This window comes from Kitasatospora sp. NPDC085895, assembly GCF_040702125.1.
GTDB classification, from domain to species: domain Bacteria; phylum Actinomycetota; class Actinomycetes; order Streptomycetales; family Streptomycetaceae; genus Kitasatospora; species Kitasatospora arboriphila.
On sequence record NZ_JBFBJY010000199.1, the window covers coordinates 1 to 2,986 of the forward strand.

General features: G+C 67.2%; 2 pseudogenes. Both read right to left on the reverse strand.

Annotation, left to right across the window (positions count from 1 at the left end):
- Positions 1-148: 148 nt before the first annotated feature.
- A pseudogene (locus AB0442_RS42085) lies at positions 149-541 on the reverse strand (integrase core domain-containing protein); the annotation flags it as partial.
- An 894-nt stretch (positions 542-1,435) separates the two neighbouring features.
- Positions 1,436-2,109, reverse strand: a pseudogene (locus tag AB0442_RS42090) (IS110 family transposase); the annotation flags it as partial.
- Between the last annotated feature and the right edge of the window lie 877 nt (positions 2,110-2,986).

Consider the following 2,986-nt stretch of genomic DNA (forward strand, 5'->3'; position numbering starts at 1 on the left):
CGCGACTCCCACTCCGGGCTGAGTACGGCGTCGAGAACGGCCATCGCCCGGCACCGGTCACGGACGGTGGCGATGTCGGGGAGGCGGCGTGCGAGATCGTGCATGGGTGCATTGAACACGGTGGCGCCGACACTCCGGTGAGCTCGGGTCACCCCTCCCCCACACCGGTCGGTGCCTGTCTCTTCATGGCAGGCCTCGTTGGGGCCAGGCTGTCCACCGCACCCGAGGGCGATACCGACACGCCGCACAGCAACACCCGATTGTCTATCCCCTCGTTTCGTAGAGTCCTCATCTCTGCGTCCTGTCCTGATCTCTGCGTCCTGTCCTGGTGGACGGCCTGTCGTTGCTGCTGGATGATGCGTTCGAACTCGGCCGGTGGGAGTCCGCCGGCCCGGGTGTGCCTGCGCCTGGTGTTGTAGAAGTCGGAGATCCAGGTGGCGATCTTGATGCGGGCCTCGGTCCGGGCGGTGGACCGGTGTCGGTGGACGTACTCGACCTTGAGCAGCGAGTTGAAGGCCTCCGCGGCGACATTGTCGAAGCACGAACCGACCCGCCTCCTCCCGGAACTCGGTGTCGTACCTACGTCGTTTCCCCACCCTCAACTCCTTATCAGGTCACGACTCCACGCTACGAGGGGAAGCACACTCCTGACCTGCTACTCAGAATGAACGGGCAGCTACGCGGGCCGGTACAGCTCGCGGATAGGCGGTAGCTTCGCCGCTACCCGGGGCCGGCGCCATCGTCGCGCCCCGGGCCGCGGCCATGGTGGAACGGTCGACCTCCACCATCAGTACCGGCACCCTGATCTCCGGCGCCTGCAACATCGCATCCGGGCGCACCTTGCGCATGGGCCGTAGACCTGTGACTTGCCGCCCAAGCAAATCACGAACGCGACCCATGTCGCATACCTATACGAACCATGGCAAACTGGGCGTAAGTGATAGTGCTCTACAGAGGAAAATCACCCATGACCCATGGAGCCCACCCCCACGCTCCTACCGTCCGCGCTAACATCGACCGGGCCCGCGGCTGCGAAGAATGCCGCAGCTGGGGCACCGTGATCACACCCGAGGGCCGCCACGAGCTGTGCCCCAGGTGTCAGCACCCCGATTAAGCATGCGATCTCCGATCCTGGCGGGCGACCTCCAGGCCGAAGTCGGACCACCACATCGCCTTACACCCCCACGCGCTGACCGAGCCCGATCCGGCCTGGCCGATCGTCTGGCAGCGCACCTACAGCGTGGCGCGGCAGTGGTGCCTGGAGTTGGACGGCCGCGTCGACTGGGCGCAGCTGCCCGAGGAGACGGTGTTCGAGGGCGAGCAGTTCGGCCGCTGGGTCGTGGCGCAGCGGGCCGGCTGGCCGGGCCTGGAGAGCGATCAGCAGGATCTGTTGGCGGCGATCGGCATCGAGGCGGACCCCGAGCTGGTGGCCGCAAAGGCCGCTGCGGAGGCGAAGCCGAAGACGTCCCGCGCGGACCGCTTCCAGCAGGGCCTGGCCGCGCTGGCCGCAGCGGCGAGCACCGCGCGGGCGTCAGGCCGGACTAGGCCGCCCGCCTTACTCCGGAAGGCTTCCAGCGCGGCGGGATAGTACTCGCGCAGGAGCGAGCGGATCTGGTTGCCGAGCTGCTGGCGGTTCCAGACGGCGTCCTGCTGGGCGCGGGCCAGCACGGTGACAGCCCGGCCCTGGTCGGAGTCGGCGGGCAGCGGGCGATGCATGGCCATGTCGGTGCGCAGGATGTTCGCCAGGACCAGGGCGTCGCCCTGGCCGGACTTCTTGCGGGACACGCCGTGCCGGTCGCGGTAGCGGGCGGCGGCGAGCGGATTGATCGCAAACACCTTGCGGCTGCCGGTGCGCAGGGCGGCGACCAGCAGGCCGTGGCTGGTCTCGATTGCCACCGGGACGGGCGCCTCGGGGCTGTCACCGTGTTCGGCCAGGAGGTCGAGCAGCAGCCGGTAACCAGCCGCGTCGTTGGTGATCCGGCACTTGGCCAGCAGCGCGCCGGTGTCGTCGACCAGGGCGACGTCGTGGTGCGATTCGGCCCAGTCGATACCGCAGAAGATCTTCAACCGATTCTCCCTTCGCTGCCTGTTTTCGCTGGTCGCAAGCACATGTGGGTCACGCGGCGCCCTAATCCCAGGACTCTTCGGTCCGCCATCTCAGCAGCCGTTCATGACACCAGCGCGCCCCAGGGGCCCCTCTCTTCACCAGAGCTCGACGGCTCGCGGAGATCAGCAAGGGGTCAGCCCTGGAACGGGCTCGCGCCACGACCACGGAAACACGATCTTCGGTGGGTTTCGCGCCAGCCCGCAGGCGCCGGACAGCGCCGCTCTCTTCTGCAGACCTCGCAGGTCTGGGTTGCCGTAGGCATCAGCCCGGCACCCCACGCCACCACCACGAAACCCACCTCCGTGACAGCACCGCTCTATCGGAAGGCCTCACAAGGGCCAGGGGCCATCGCAGGTATCCATCACGGCAGACAGACCCAGAAGCTCCGACCGGGGCGATCTGGAACCGCCTTCACTACGGATTAGGGGTTGCCGGGGCCGCCGAACCGCACCGATCCACCTTGACAATCGACTCTGACCTACGGAAACGCTGGGGGTTCTGGCGAGGGCGGCGCGGAGCCTTGTGGTAGGGAAACGGGAGGGGGATGCGGTAGTGGAAACGACGCAGCCGCGGATTCCTTGACGGGGTGTTCCTTGACGGCCTGCCCGGGCGCCGGCGGGCAGGCCGTTGGCCGAGTTGGTCTGCTTCGGGTGGAACCTGACACGATCCGTACGCGCCGATTCGTCATTGCCTAGGGAGCGTCTTCAAAGATCAGATCCAGAGCAGGATTGAGGCAATGGTGACGGCGGCCTGGTAGGACTCGCGTGTTTTGTCGTAGCGGGTCGGTGCGCCACGAGGCGCCGTGGAGTCGAGTGAGGTGAGAGACCTGCACCGCCGGGTTGTCGCAGCAACCTGGTTGAAGCTGAGGGCAGCTCGTCT